8 protein-coding genes are annotated in these 14,943 nt (G+C 43.5%); all 8 read right to left on the bottom strand.

The features are described from left to right. Nucleotides 1–10: 10 nt before the first annotated feature. The 8 genes from AB5217_RS02770 to AB5217_RS02735 all read right to left on the bottom strand — a co-directional run bounded on the left by AB5217_RS02770 (nt 11) and on the right by AB5217_RS02735 (nt 14,930). Nucleotides 11–1,807 (bottom strand): RagB/SusD family nutrient uptake outer membrane protein, encoded by a 1,797-nt coding sequence (locus AB5217_RS02770; protein WP_004302774.1) that lies wholly within the window; start codon nt 1,805–1,807, stop codon nt 11–13. Nucleotides 1,808–1,832: 25 nt separating this feature from the next. After that, complete coding sequence (locus tag AB5217_RS02765; RefSeq protein WP_368112623.1) at nt 1,833–4,916, bottom strand: SusC/RagA family TonB-linked outer membrane protein; 3,084 nt, start codon at nt 4,914–4,916, stop codon at nt 1,833–1,835. A gap of 23 nt (nt 4,917–4,939) precedes the next feature. Further along, nucleotides 4,940–6,826: a RagB/SusD family nutrient uptake outer membrane protein gene (locus AB5217_RS02760; RefSeq protein ID WP_368112624.1), complete on the bottom strand. Its 1,887-nt coding sequence runs from the start codon at nt 6,824–6,826 to the stop codon at nt 4,940–4,942. A gap of 20 nt (nt 6,827–6,846) precedes the next feature. Beyond that, the gene (locus tag AB5217_RS02755) at nt 6,847–10,026 is read right to left on the bottom strand and encodes a SusC/RagA family TonB-linked outer membrane protein (RefSeq protein ID WP_032846976.1); all 3,180 of its coding nucleotides are present in this window, start codon (nt 10,024–10,026) and stop codon (nt 6,847–6,849) included. A gap of 140 nt (nt 10,027–10,166) precedes the next feature. After that, the gene (locus AB5217_RS02750) at nt 10,167–11,156 is read right to left on the bottom strand and encodes a glycoside hydrolase family 43 protein (RefSeq protein WP_032846959.1); all 990 of its coding nucleotides are present in this window, start codon (nt 11,154–11,156) and stop codon (nt 10,167–10,169) included. Nucleotides 11,157–11,200: 44 nt separating this feature from the next. Further along, a complete protein-coding gene (locus tag AB5217_RS02745; protein ID WP_032846961.1) occupies nt 11,201–12,826 on the bottom strand; it encodes a DUF1735 domain-containing protein in 1,626 nt (541 codons plus the stop codon). 19 nt (nt 12,827–12,845) lie between these two features. Next, a complete protein-coding gene (locus tag AB5217_RS02740; protein WP_032846964.1) occupies nt 12,846–13,250 on the bottom strand; it encodes a hypothetical protein in 405 nt (134 codons plus the stop codon). A gap of 21 nt (nt 13,251–13,271) precedes the next feature. Beyond that, nucleotides 13,272–14,930: a hypothetical protein gene (locus tag AB5217_RS02735; RefSeq protein ID WP_032846966.1), complete on the bottom strand. Its 1,659-nt coding sequence runs from the start codon at nt 14,928–14,930 to the stop codon at nt 13,272–13,274. Between the last annotated feature and the right edge of the window lie 13 nt (nt 14,931–14,943).

Raw genomic sequence — 14,943 nt, 5'->3', positions numbered from 1 at the left:
CAACAGCACGTTATTCCCAACCCTGATTATTCATTAGATTCTTATTCTTTTCCAGCTCTGCATACGGTAATGGCATGAAATAGTTTTTCACTTCATATTTCCGTTGTTCCACTTTCTGTACTTTGAAGCTGAATGTGCCATCTTCATTGCGGGTAACGGCAACACCCTCCACCTCTTCGTTCAACGGTAATACCCAACGACGCATATCAAAATAACGATGATTCTCGAAAGTAAATTCCAAGCGACGTTCGTTCTGAATCAGCTTTCTGAACGAGTCCTTACTTTGAGCCATTTCATCCAGATAAAGATCAAAATTGATACCCCCGGCTTGCGAACGGATTGTTTTCAATATTTCGTATGCAGAATACAGACATCCTTCGGCTTTCACTGTCGGGTTGCCCCAAGCCTCATTGGCAGCTTCGGCAAAGTTAAGAAGAACTTCCGATTTCCGTAACAAAGGATTGTAATGAACCGAGTTTAAGGTCTGAATCGGATTCAGCATAGCCGATTTCTTGGAAACGAATTTAGCCAGGTAATAACCCGTACGTGTAGCATTCTCACTAAACGAAGGAGAATCTTTTCCACCCTCGGACATATCCAACGGCTGACCGGAATCGCCAAATGTAGCACTATGATAGTAGACATTCAGTGCAAAGCGATTATCCAGTACGGCATAAAGCTGCGTCAGATCGAAATCAGGATCAGACAGATCGACACCGGAACGGACATCGGTTGCCGGATAACCATTCTTCGCATAAAAAGCCTTTACCAGATTATGAGAAGGAGTGGCACGGGCACTTCCGTAGTAGAATGGCGGGAAATGGTAACCTTCCAATAGGTTATTATTAAAATATCTGCGGAAAGCATAATCGGAACTTTCCGTCTGAACATCGGCAATGGACGAAGCCGTAACAGGAACATAAGTTCCGAAACCTTCCATGCCCAGAATTTTATTGATCTCTTTGGCTACCGCTTCCCATTTTGCCTGATAAACCGTAGGGTTCAGTATTTCGAATTGTCCCATGCCAGTGATCTTCGTCACATCATCATCCTGCATGGCAGGGCTTGCGCTATATAAAAGCGCACGACTTTTCAGAACAGCTGCCGCCGCTTTCGTGGCACGACCGATTTGTGTATTACCAAACTCCAGGTCATCTCCCTGATACACATTCGGTAATAACTCGATGGCATTATCCAAATCGTTAACGATAAAATCGACTGTTGCCTGATAAGTAGGACGAAGAAATTCACCATTCTGCGCGGCCTCATCCTGCGAAATAAAATGATCTGCCAACGGAATACCCAACGCTTTTCCATTCTTCGCCTTTCCGCCGTACATCTTCAATAGCTCAAAATGCCACCATGCACGCAGGAAATACGATTCACCTTCCAGACGCAGCTTGATTTGCTTGTCCACTTCCGGGTCGGTACGGTTGTACTGCACCTGGTCGGTCAAGCCGTTTTCGAGGAAAGAGTTTACATAGTTCAGCATGTTGTACGCATTGCTCCAATTTCCGATCGGGTTGTTAAACGCTGTCATCCCACCCATATTTAATTTATAGACAGAAGAGCTGCGCAGATTAGTCACTGCATTATCGGTAGCACAATCCAGAAAGTTATCTTCAAAACAATCCGGACGGTTGGCTATGCCATTATAAGCTTTATATAGTACGCCTTGAGCAAGTTCCGGCACTCTCCAGGTATCAGAGTCTCCGATCTGCCATGTCACCTTTGTATCCAATGTGTCGTCACAAGCACAAAAGAGAAACAGACCTGCTAAAACGCAACTTCCTAATATATGTTTCATATTGCCATCTATTAATTGTTCAAAATTAAAATACAAAAGAGACTCCGCCTGTAAAAGTACGTGTCACCGGGTAGTTTGTCACACCGGCATTCAGCAATTCAGGATCCAAATCTTTCACGGAAGAAAGCACAAACAAGTTTGCACCACGAGCGAAAACCTTCATCTTCTTCACTACCGAACTTGGGGAGAACTGATTGAACGTGTAGCTCAATTCAACATTCTTCATACGGAAGAAGCTTGTATTCTTCAACCAGAAAGAAGAATTGCGGAAATTGTTCTCACCGGCAGTGGTTGTCAGGCGCGGATAACTTCCGGTCGGATTGTTTGCCGGATGATAACGATCTAATGCCAGTTTAGAGTATTTACCTTCTCCATTGTTCCAATAATAAGCATTTGTTGCCCAAGTGTGAACGCCCAGTTCGGAATATCCCTGAAGATACAATCCCCAGCCTTTGTAACTTACATTGAAATCGATGCCCAATGTAGTACGTGGGAATGAGTTTCCGAGTTCCTTTACGTCACGACCGTCAATGATCTTATCGCCGTTCAGGTCTTTGTAGGCGATGTCGCCTTCCTGATAATCGGCAAACGTCTGGGGGGCATGTCCGTTGATGGCTACATCTTTGCCAAATAATCCTTCGGCAACCAGTCCCATCATAGCATCGGTAGAACGCCCCACTGTATAACGGTATTCTTCACCATGTTTCACCTGGTTCCATTTCAATACTTTATTCTTTGACCATACGAAATTGGCTCCTACCGAATAAGACCAGTCGTTGATACGGTCGCTCCAGGTGAACATTCCTTCTATACCATGATTCAAGACGGAGCCCATGTTATCCTGGTAGGTAAAGTTGCCAGTATAATCCCCGTAAGAGGCATCAACAGAACCAATGATGTCCGTATGTTTCTCACGGAAATAGTTTATTTCGGTATATAAGCGGTTGTTCAGGAACAGGCCCTCCACACCGGTGTTCCATTCTGCTGCCTTTTCCCATTTCAGGTTCGGATTGCCCGCACGGACAAAAGTGGAATAGTAAGCCGTAGCACCGTTGTTCGTTGTTCCGAACCGGAAGCTGCCGTCTTGCGACCAGGCACGTTCATACAATAAATGTTCGGTGCTTCTGTCATAGCCCAATATACCGGCACTGGTTTTCAGTTTCAGGAAGTTCACGTATTCATTGTCTTTCAGGAAATCTTCATTGCTTAGAATCCAGGCAAGCCCGCCTGCTGCCGAGAAGAAGTATTTATTTCCCGGTTTGAAACGGTTGCTTCCCATCAATGCCATATCCGCTTCCACAGCATAACGGCGGTCATACATATAGTTCAGACGCAATGCGTAGTTTGCATTGATGATGTCCTGGGTCACTCCCTGATTCGTTGTTTTCGAGTACATATAAGTCAGGCGTGCCGATACATCGTGTTTTTGGTTGAATGTATTCTCATAACCGGCAAAAGCATTCCAACCCAATGTCTGTTGCAAGGTAGTCGACTTCCGGCTTTGTGAAGTGGCTACATCTGTTTTCTTCATCTGGGTGTACATAATTTGTTCCTCACCGGCAAAGTCACGATATGTCTTGATGGCATACGTAGGATAGACTTTGCTCAAAGAGAGTTGCAGGTAATCATAGTTGTCGAAAGAAAGGAAAGCACCGGCTTTCAATCCTTTTGTCAGCATATCAAGATCAAATTTCAAACCGATATTGGTCTGGCTGCGTGTATAACGCTCATCCGTATATCCTCCGTACATCGTTTCCGCGTATGCATTCATCGGACGCAACAGACTTGCGCCAAACAAAGGAATTCCGTCCGAGCTGGCCAGTCCGGTTTCTTCCGGTGACATAGTCAGCGGGTATTCATTCGGACGATGCGTAGACAAGGCCGTAAATACCTGACCACAGTCCAATTGTCCCCATTTACGCATTTCCATACGTCCGGCAACGTCTGCGGATATAGTCAGGAAATCCGTTACATTAAAATCGAGGTTTCCGCGGAGAGTCAGGCGATGTAACTGCGGAGTATAGGTGACATCTTCAAATCCGCTACCTCCTACATATCCGGCAATCAGAGCATAACGCACTCTGTCGGTACCTCCCGTCATATCGAACGATACTTTCCGATAGTTGGCATTTTTGTTCAACAACTGATCGTACAGATCGACGTTCGGATACAATAGGTCATTGGCTCCTTTGGAATTTTTATATCCTTCCAGTTGTTTCTGATTATAGTAAGGAGTCAGTCCGTCGTTTGCACGCGCTTCATTATACAGATTAGCATACTGATAAGAATTCAGGAAATCAGGAGTCCGCGTCATCTGTACCACACCTGCTTCGGCGGTTGCGTTATAAATGCGGCGGTTGGCCTTTCCTCTGCGGGTAGTCACCCAAAGTACGCCATTCGCAGCACGTGCCCCATAAAGAATCTTGGCGGTGGCATCTTTCAGCAACTCGATACGTTCGATTTCTTCAGGAATCAAATCCGCTGCCGGACGTTCCACACCATCGATGATAACGATAGCTGTATTTTCCGACATGCCATGCTGGCCACGGATAAATAAATCAGGCGTATTGTTCCCCAATCCGCTGACTGTGGAGCGAACTTGCAGACCTAACATTTTACCTTGCAGCATATTCGTCAGCGTCAAATCAGGGAAGGTTCCGAACTGTCCGTTCTCCAGTACGCTCGTTGCGCCTACTTCATTCCCTTTATACGTCTTGCCACCATCGGCTCTATTCACCAGCGATTCTTCGGTCAGAAACAGAGGCTCTTTCTTCAATACAATCTTTTCAGGAACGATATTGCTGCCTGTCAGCTTATACACTTTATCTTCATATCCCAAAGCCTCCACCATAACGGTTGCGTCATTCTCGACCTTCGTCTGAAAACGTCCCTTTGCATCTGTATATAGAACGACTGCGCCTTCTCCACAAATGATAGAAACATTCTTCAACGGGCTACCTTTCTCGTCGGTAACAATAGAAACTACTTCCACCAAAGGCTTCTTCGCCGACTTTCTCTTTGATTTATTTTGTGCGAAAGTCAGGCTAGAGCCAACGATAAGGACAAATATGAGCCCTATCAGTCTTATATATCTAATCTTGTTTCTCATATACTTTTCTTTATTTATAGGTATCACCATCCGGGGTTCTGTTGAAGATTATCCAAAGCCGCCACTTCATCCATCGGCAGCGGATACCAATAATTACGCTTGTTAAACGTCCGCACGGCTGTCCTCACCGGAACATACTCGTAAGTAAAGTCGGTCAACTTATAAGTGCAGGCTTTTTCCACTTTCAACTGGTCGGCCGTATAAGAATGATTGATCGGGGTTGCTTTGACGCCCATGATCGGATATTCACCCTTAAACAGGTCTTCAGCAATCATCCAACGGCGGATATCATACCAGCGATGTCCTTCGAACATCAATTCCACACCACGTTCCCGACGATAAGCTTCTCTAAAGTCAACTCCATCCGGTAGTTCGCCAATTCCGGCTCTTACACGGATTTTATTCAAAGCCTGACGGGCCGACATCGTACAACCCGTAACGACTGCATCCGGATCACCTGTCGCCTCGTATGAAGCCTCTGCCATATCCAGATAAACTTGCGAAACACGAATGTACACAGCCACCAAACGATATAATTGGAAACCAGCTTCGCCAAACAAAGGCACACTTGCTTCCGGCCAAATGAACTTCTTACACATATATCCGGTCTGTTGAGAGCCTCTCGTAAACTGATTGGTAGAAATGAAGTTCTCGGAGTAACCGCCCGAATAAGTAGTCAGATAATAGGGAACACCCTGTAAATTCTTCCCCCATTGCTCACCGGGCACGAGGATATTATTCGTGAAGCGAGGGTCTCTATCCGAGTAAGGATTGGTAGTCTTTACCGCATCATAACCGGAACGCGGATCAGTGATCGGATAGTATTTACCGTCGGCTCCCTTGCGTTCGTACATATCTACCGCATTTTGTGTCGGAGCATTATAAGGAGTACCTTCGGCACCGGTTTTATTATCGTATGGTTGTGTCAGCCATTGCGCTCTGACGAAAGCAGACCAGTTGCCATGATGCCAACGCAGGAACCATAAATATTCCGGCTGTGCGAATTGATTGGAATTAGGCATTAATTGAATACTACGATATTCGTCATGATTCATCAGGCGATAATATTCGTGACTTTCAATAGCATTGATCGCCTTTTGCGCACTACGGGCAGCTTCGGCAGCCATGTCTTTTCCATATCCTTTGTTTTCAATAGAATTCAGGTCATTCTGCATCAAAGGGCTGGCAGCATACAGCTGTGTCATCGCTTTTAATGCCATGGCGCTTACTCTGTCAGGCCGTCCATGTTCCTCGTCAGGCCAGCTTATAGGTAAATATTCAATGGCTTTATCCAAGTCAGTCTGCATCCAAGCATTGGATTCCTGATAAGTTTTACGGGGAAAGTCAAAGTCGTCCGATGCTCCCCAAAGCTGGTCAAAGATGGGCATTCCGCCATATCGTTTGATAATCTCAAAATAGAAGTAGGCACGCAGGAAATGAGCCTGTCCCAACAGTTTTCTCCTTTGGTCGTCTGTGATGGATTTCACTTGATCTACTCCACTAATTACACGGTTCACGATACGAAGTCCGGTATAAGCACGAGAAATAGCACTTTTGAAATTCGCTCCATCACTTTTACTTCCGATTTCGAAACGTGTACTAGCATTCTCCAGCCAGTTACCTGCATTGACAAACTTCGACGGATCATTATCGCGGACGGATGCATATTCATCCGACAAATTACCTACCGTTACATATGTATTCGAATAAGAGTTGATACCATGTGTAAAGATTAATATATCACCATTTTGAAAGATACGGTCCATGAACCCTAACAAACTGCTATAATCTTTATAAACATCATCTTCGGAAAGTCCGTCATCGGGAGAGCGGTCCAGATAGTCCTCACAGCTTCCTACAAACAGACCCAACAGAATGATCCATATCCAATTCAACTTATGTCTTCTCATATCAGTAAATTTAAAGTGTCTCATAATCCTAATCTAAAACCAATGTTATAACGTCTCACCATCGGATAAACATTCTGTCCCGAATGTTCGGGGTCACGACGGGAATCTCCTTTTGAGAACGTCAGCAAATTGCTGCCGTTGACATATACTTGCAGTTTTGTCAGACGTAAAGGCTGCAACCAACGTTTCGGAATCTGATAATTCACTTCCAGGTTCTTCAAACGAAGATAAGCATGGTTGGTATATGTGTATGTACTGGCCACCGAATTATAACTTCTCTGAACATGAATACTGGGGCGAACCGGACCGCTTTGAATCGGAGCATCGGCTGTCCATGTATTCAATGTATTCGGTTGAGCCTTGATATTACCTTCCGGGAAATCCCATAAGTAAGATGGTATTGCTTCTTTATAAACATCCATAGCACTGTACCACAACATATTGAATCCGATTCCTTTGTAAGAACCTCCCAATGTAAATCCGAGGGTAGTGGTCGGATAGTTCAGGTTTTTCATCGGAACCATATCCTTAGCATCAATCATACCGTCTCCATTATAATCGATGTAGTACAAGTCTCCCGGAATCAATGTGTTGTGTGCACCATTGGCAATAGTGGACTGTGCCGAGTTATAAATATCGTCCAACGACTGGAAGTTTCCCGTTGCCAGATATTTATTCACGTATCCGATTGATTTTCCGGCTTGTTTCAGATATTCGCTCTGATTTTTCGGATCATCAATAAAGACAATACGATTCTCACTGGTTGCAAAATTAAACTTCGCGTAATAATTAAATTTTCCAATACGGTCATTCCAAGTAACATCCAACTCAAGACCGTGATTTTTAGTCTTACCCAAGTTTACTTGCGGGAAAGCAATACCACTATCGGCCCATGACGGAATCGTGTTACGCGTCATCAGAATGTTATTACGCTTTTCATCGAACAAGTCCACAGTAAAGTTCAGTTTACCCCACAAACCTATTTCGATACCGATATTCTGTTTAACAGACTCTTCCCAAGTAGCATCAGGGTCGGCCAGCTTTCCTTCTTTGTACAGAGGTCCCCAGTTACTGGTCTGATATTTACCAAACTCTGCATTGGCAGATAATTGCTCAAACTTCTGAATATAATTGAAACGTGTGGCACCTTTATCATTACCAACTACCCCATACGAATAACGTACTTTCAAATTAGTCAGTACTCCTTTGGTCAGTTTCTTTACCCAAGGCTCTTCACTGATACGCCAACCGATAGAAGCGGACGGGAAGAAACCAAAACGACGTCCTGGAGCAAACTTCTCCGAACCGGTATAGGCACCGTTAAACTCGGCAAGATAACGCTCTTTGAAGTTGTAAGTGACACGACCTACCCAATCTTCTTCGTAAGCCGGGAAGTTCATCACATTCTGATTTGTCGATTCGTTCATCTTACGGTTAAACACAAACAAGGCACTTACATCGTGATCGCCAAACTGGCGGTTGTAATTCAATGCTAATTCGTAATAAAGTTTACGCCCGTAAGCCTTGAAGCCGTCATAAACACCACCAACAGGCAAATCTCCGGGAGCGTTCTCATCCGGATAGCGTTTCTCGGTATAATTATAAGTAATTGTTCCGTCAGCATTATAAATAGGATTGGCGTAATCATACACACGATTCATACGAATATGCGTACGTTGGGCAACCAAATCGTCTTTACCTAAAATCTTACCCGGCATGATCTGGGTGGTCCATGATGAAGAAGTAGTGTAAGACAACGATGCTTTCAATGATAACCCCTTTGTAATGAAGTCCAGCTTTTGATTCAGGATTACATCGTAAAAACCTTGATGCTGTTTAATATTACGACTACCTCCTTCATTCATCAGACAGGCTATATTCTGATCGGAGCTTAACCCGTCTCCCCATATTCCATTACTATATTTAATCGGAAATTCATTACTTGGAGCCGTGAAAAACGTTTTAAAAAAGCGTTCATCCGGAGAATCGACATTCTCATAATAAGACGGTTGGTTCTGATAACCCATCTTACCGGCCACATTGAACGACAGTTTAGTGGTACTTGTTATATTGAAATCGAAATTACTACGCCAGTTATAGCGACGGTAGGAGAAGGAAGGATCGAAATCCTCTTGTTTGGTAGTATTAAAAATATCTCCGTCATGCAAATAACCCAAGGATACGAAATAACTCATTTTCTTCGTACCACCGCGTACATTAAGATTATAAGCCTGTTCATAACCTACATTCTTTACCAGTTCTTTCCACCAGTCCACTTCGGGAAAGACATCGTTATACGGACCGTAATTTCCGGTAGCATACGCATTTTCCCATGCGGTAATGGTAGATTCGGGAACCATTGCTCCCCAGTTACCATCATTAGCCTGTGCCCTGTTATACTGTTTCATAGAGGTCACATAGTCAGACCATTCAGGAGCGGCAGAAGGTTGTTTAAAACCGAAGTTAGCAGTGAATGAGATTTCCGGTTTCTGTTCGAGTCCGCGTTTGGTTGTCAGCAAGATAACGCCGTTCGCACCTTTCACACCGTAAACCGCAGTTGCCGAAGCGTCTTTCAGTACGGAAATAGATTCAATTTCGTTCACATCGACATCGTTGAAGTCACGTTCGATACCGTCCACCAATACTAACGGAGCAGCTTCTCCCCAAGTGGACTTACCACGAATCAACAAAGAAGCTTTATCGGCTCCCGGCTTTGAAGTGGAATTGATAGCAACCACACCCGGCATCTGACCTTGCAAGGCTTCGGAAACGGAGTTCACGCTACCTATCTTTAATAAATCATCTCCTTTTGCAGTAGCAATGGAACCGACACTGGACACCTTTTTCTGTACACCGTATCCAACCACTACCACTTCTTCCAGGGTCTCCGTATCTTCTCCTAAAGAGATTACGCCTAAAGTCGTTTTATTCTTTAAATCCAGTTCCAGAGTTTTATAACCCACATAAGAAATGACAAGTATGTCTCCTTTTGATGCCTTCACAGTAAAATTACCGTCAAAATCAGTAATCGTACCGCTTCCCGTACCTTTCACGCGAACACTGACGCCAATCATCGGTTCACCGGATACTGCATCCTTCACTTGTCCCTTCCAATAGTCTTGTTGTGCCTGCACGTCCAGCGCACAAAACAAAAAGCAACAAAGACATAAGAAAGAAAAATAAAGTCTGTCTCTTTTCATAAACATTATTTTTAACTGTTAACAAATTCTTTATCTCAAGACACAAATTAAGCGGGAAAATCTTCAAATGAAAGGGAAGAATCTCCTTAAAACCCGTACAAATGTGCAAAATAGATTTCTCTACTACATTTCTGAACAAATCATTTCCACATTGGCTTTATGACGTGCTCTTTGTCTACGGTGATATTGTATATGCCATCGTTTCCTTTCTTCAGGATGAGCGGAACAATACGTGTTTTACGAGGAGACACGGTGGAATCCGAACGATGAACGTGGTAAACATAGTAATATTTTCCATCCAGCCCTTTAAATACATCTCCATGTCCTGATCCGTTTTCTCCTACGAGGCTGCGATGAATGATCGGACTGTTCGGGTGCTTCTTCCACGGACCGAAAGGGGAAGAAGCAGTAGCATAGCCTACCGAATAGTCGATATTCATAAAATGATTGGCAGAATAGAAAAGATAATATACCCCGTCCCACTTCATAACAGTCGGCCCTTCCATCACCGGTGCAGACTTATAGTTCGGAGTCTTTTCCCAAGGCTCCGTACAGTCCATACATTGTTTCAATGTTTCCGGTTTGATACTTCCTTTCTTTATGTCAAACTCGGCTACCCAAAGGTAATTACCTTTATTAAAGCGGACATGATATAGGTAGTACTTCCCATCATCATCCTTAAATAGGAAAGAGTCTATATTCTTAGCGGAAGCGTCTATCGGCTTGACTTCCTTCTGCCGGAAAGGACCGAACACCGATTTTGAGGAAGCAATTACTGTTTGCTCATTAGCGGTATAAGTGAAATAATAAGTTCTTTTATCCTTAAAGTATTGAGGTGCCCAGAAGCCTTTTTCACCATACGTTTGATCTCCTTTCCGCAGAATCAGTTGTAGAGAAGTGTCATCAGGCACCGTCCAATGCTCCAGATCGGTCGATTCGAGGATAGCAAAGCCCTGTGGTTCCTGATTGCGTGTGCCGGTGAGGTAATACTTGCCGTTCTCCACATAAATTGTAGGATCGGCATAAGTAATCTCCTTCTCATTAACCGAATCAGCTCGTACCCCAGTGACAGACAAACCAATGATTCCTAATGCGAGAATAAGTCTTTTTGTCATTTTATGTTTTTTCATACCTATTTTATTCTATATCTGATCTTTATCTCATCTACAAAATTTCAATCTAACATCCAAACCAAACCGGGTTTCTCCCCTGCGAGATTCCATATTGCTTCATCCCAAGAAAGAGCCTTGGCAGCATCTATCGGGGTACTCATCGTAGAAAGACCATTGTAACGGTCGGCACCAAATGTTTGTGCTCCGTAATCGGGTATTTCTTCGTCTACGATAGCGGGCGTATTGGCAGAGAAACGACATTCCATATTTGGATTCGCATAGCAATTATTAGCCTCATTCTTGTTAAAGCGTCCGCAAATTCTTCCCGACTTAGGTGCACCGTTAGAGAATAATTTCTGGTTCCAAGCCACACAATGTGTTACGGTGATTCCTGTCGCCTTGTTAGCAAATCCCATAATACCGCCTACCTGATTTTGAGCGGAAATCTCGCAATCGGAATAACAATAAGAGATCACAGCTGTCGGACTAGGATCTACAAATCCGGCAATACCACCCGCAGGATTCGCCACTTTCATCGGGAAAGCTTGTGCAAGACCTGAAGAATAACACTGCGTAACGATAGAATATAACATACGCCCAACAATGCCTCCTACACATGATTCAGTCACAATATCCCCAGTGGAAGAGCATTGAGAGATCGTTGCTCCGCCTCTCGTTTCCCCACAAATACCGCCGGCGCACCATACGGCAGTAATATCCGTTGCCGATGTACACTGATGAATTTTACTATCTGCACCATGAAGTCTTGCACAGATACCACCAGCCTGACCGTTATCCCAGGCAGCCGCTCCCGTTCCCGAAGTTAAAGAAATCGTACCGGATACCCGAACATTCTCCACGATACCCGGAGAAGTAGCAGCTCCCACCTGTCCGGCAAGGATGCCTGCCATCTTTGTATTGGCTGTAATCTGCGCATTTTCAAAGTTTATATTAGAACACTTACCAACCAACAATCCAAAGAATCCCTGATTAACAGAAGAGGAAGTATTTACTTTCAGATTACGAATCGTATGTCCGCCTCCATCCAATACAAGTTGTTTGGAAACCGAGGTCTCTATCGGTTGCCAGTCTACACCTTGCAAATCAATATCATTCTCTATCTTGGCATAGATCGTCTTACCATCTTTGAGTTTCTCTCCGAGAGTTATCAGGTCGTTCGTTGTCGTCAAGGTATAAGGGTTGTCGATTTCTCCCTGTTTCTGTTGCAGGAAGAAAGTCATTGTACTTTTCTCTTGATTGACTGCAAGATCGTCGGAAACCAGTTTCAAACCGAGAACGTATTTCTTTGATCCGTCAAGCGTACCTAAATCATGGAAGCGCAAATTTACCATACGCAGGACATCGTCCCCCTTAAAATTAAAATTACTTCCATCCAGATCATAATATTCCACAGGTAAGAGGTGATATTCTTCACCAAACTCTTTGGCATCGACAACAGCCAATTCCGCCTTTGCTTCTTTTTCGCAATGGCTTTTCTCCACCATAATGTTATATTGGTATTCCGGCTCATCCAGATATAAATCATATTTGCCTGTCTGATAAAGCGACAAGGTAATATTGGAATAGGTAACTTCAGCCTTTTCCGGCTGTGTCAGATCCATGACTTCACCACATGATATCAACGAAAACGCCATTAATGACGCTACAACAGGAATGTATCTTTTCATAATATCTTTCTTTTAATTATTAAAAAACAGGGATTACCATACCGACGTTATCTCCTGACAACCAAACTTTATCTCCATCTATACGAACTACCTCCATCTCCATCCCTTCTTTGAGGAAAGAAACTCCTTGGAATGAGAATTCAGTCTTTATCTTTTGACCGACAGCCGTAGGCTTCCCGTCAAACTTCACATGAATGTATTTGCTTTGATCCGAATTTTGCAGGCGATAAGTCAACCGTTTAGGATTAATTGCAGCCTGAAGTTGTTCCTGCTCTGTAAAAGTACAAATTCCATCCAAACTATAAAACCCAACTTCGGTATATCCTGTTATATTTTTCTTATCAACCCCGTTTTCGGCATATTCCGTCTCCGCACAAGAGGTGAAAGCCAACAAACATGCCAACACTACATATATTACTTTCATAAGCGAATAAATTTAAGATAATTACTTTCTAATAGTTGTCGACAACATTTCTACCGATCCATCCTTATAAGTCACTTCGGCGGTAAGTATTTGTCCGTTCAGGTTCTTATTCACTATATTGATTTCCTGTCCATCCAGCTTTACTTTATAAGATGAGACATCATCCGGCAAATTTAATAGTTGTACCAACATATATCCATCCACTTGTTGATATTTCAACAAAGGAAACTCTCCTGTTACAGACTTGGTCTTAACATCATCCTTCCACAACACGGCATCATCCGATTTCAGCAATGCTACATGATAAGTCGTTCCGGGAACAAGATTTTCAACCAATGTATAGTCATTCTCCGAATCAAGCGATCGACGCACCACCTCTGTTCCCTCTTCATCTGTTACTGACAATATACCTGTTTTATCGGCTCCATTACCCCAACTTATGAACAATTCCCGTTGTCCTCCGACAAGGCTGGAAACTGCCAATCCATCCCGGGCAGCAATAAAATCAGGATATAACAATGGATTGGGATTGTAGAATCCGTCTGCATCCAGTCCTAAATAACGGGAAAAATAAATTCCTCCAAGTTCCCACATTTCAGTCTTCGCATCGTAAACAGCTCTCGCTCCACCGGGAACCACACTAAAACGTCCGGTAATGGCATACGTATCATATTTCTTGAATACTTCATAAAAAGTCTTATACCAATTCTTCGGATACCAGGAATAACTCTCAAAAAGGCTCTTGAACTCGGTTGCACTCACCGGTGTACCGGCGTTAGCTTTTTCGGCTATCAGATTAAGATATTCGTAAATTTTCATCCCGGCCGTATAACCATGCTTGGTTCCCCATTCTCCCAGCGCATCCGCCACATGAGGATTTAAAGCACGCACCATAGAGAATTCCGTGCAAATCAGCTTTTTTGTTACGCCGTACTTATCACGGATAATCCGAAAATCATCTTCCGCCTGGTTGATTTTCAATGCGTGAACGTGCAAGTCGAGCCCTACAACATTAGGATTGTTATTAACCACAGAGACTACTGCAGGTACCGTTTCGCTCTTCGGCAACTCGGAAACACGGTTCAATGCTCCGGCATAAATATCAAATGTCCAGCCATTAGCCTGTTTCCAAGTAGTCAGCCGATTGGCAAACTCATTCAGAAATGCCCGATAATCTTCACCATCCGCATGACAGAGATCGGTATCCAACGCATTCTCCCATTCCGGCTCGTTACCCATGACAAGTATTTCAATATTCTTCGCCATATCATAGGTTTTCAGTAATATTTCCGTTGCCTGAAATATGTACTCCATCTCCTTAGTTCCTACTTTGGGAACCGTATCGGTATATAATTCAAAAGGTATTTTCAGACTCAAGATGAATTTCACACGGTCGCCCAACGCTTTCTTGGCCTGAATAAATTTCAATGTAGGAATATGTGTCCTGATGGCATTTTCTTTCACACCAACAATCTTCCCGTTTTCATTCTGAAGAAACAGATTGGGGATATTGACAAATCCTCTCACCCAACTCACTTTCGACTGTTTCAACATCTCTATTTCCGTAATCGGGTAATCTATATTTTCATTATAGTTCGCCCCCAAATCCTGCGCCTTTGTTCCCATCGAACATAAGAACAGCAATACAAACATTAAAAAAGCTTTCATTTTCATATACATACTTCAAGGTTAA

Source organism: Bacteroides sp. MSSM.1001136sp1_RTP21357st2_D2_RTP21359_211015 (genome assembly GCF_040913205.1).
Lineage (GTDB): Bacteria > Bacteroidota > Bacteroidia > Bacteroidales > Bacteroidaceae > Bacteroides > Bacteroides ovatus.
The sequence above is the reverse complement of the archived record's forward strand: the minus strand, read 5'-3'. Positions and strand labels throughout refer to the sequence as shown.